Genomic DNA, 896 nt, shown 5'->3' with positions numbered 1-896 from the left:
CCTGGGTATTCTTCCTTCAAGCCAATCTGCGACAGACGACGGTTGGCGATGAACTTGAGGTAGTCCTCCATCATCGCGGCGTTCATGCCCAACACGCCGCGCGGCATGGTGTCGCGGGCGTATTCGATTTCCAGCTGGGTCCCTTGCAGGATCATCTGGGTCGCTTCTTCCTTCATCTCGGCATCCCACAGGTGTGGGTTTTCGATTTTGATCTGGTTGATCACGTCGATACCGAAGTTCAGGTGCATCGACTCATCGCGCAGGATGTACTGGAACTGCTCGGCCACGCCGGTCATTTTGTTGCGGCGGCCCATGGACAGGATCTGGGTGAAGCCGCAATAGAAGAAGATGCCTTCGAGGACGCAGTAGTAGGCGACCAGGTTGCGCAGCAGTTCTTTGTCGGTGTCGACGGTGCCGGTTTCGAACTTCGGATCGGAGATCGAACGGGTGTACTTCAGGCCCCAGGCGGCTTTCTTAGCGACCGATGGGATCTCGTGGTACATGTTGAAGATCTCGCCTTCATCCATGGCCAGCGATTCGATGCAGTACTGGTAGGCGTGGGTGTGGATCGCCTCTTCGAAGGCCTGGCGCAGGATGTACTGGCGGCACTCCGGGTTGGTGATCAGGCGGTACACGGCCAGCACCAGGTTGTTCGCGACCAGGGAGTCGGCGGTGGAGAAGAAGCCCAGGTTGCGCATGACGATGCGACGCTCGTCGTCGGTCAGGCCTTCGGGGTTTTTCCACAGCGCGATGTCGGCGGTCATGTTGACCTCTTGCGGCATCCAGTGGTTGGCGCAGCCGTCGAGGTACTTCTGCCAGGCCCAGTCGTACTTGAACGGCACGAGTTGGTTGAGGTCGGCGCGGCAGTTGATCATGCGCTTTTCGTCAACGGCGAC

The 896-nt window shown here is 58.9% G+C and carries 1 protein-coding gene; it reads right to left on the bottom strand.

What is annotated here, in order from left to right; all coding sequences use genetic code 11:
* Positions 1 to 896: ribonucleotide-diphosphate reductase subunit beta (locus ACZRMO_RS30230; protein ID WP_463975276.1), on the bottom strand; the 896-nt coding region annotated here is incomplete at both ends.

It is taken from the genome of Pseudomonas sp. B611 (assembly GCF_055407965.1).
The sequence above is the reverse complement of the archived record's forward strand: the minus strand, read 5'-3'. Positions and strand labels throughout refer to the sequence as shown.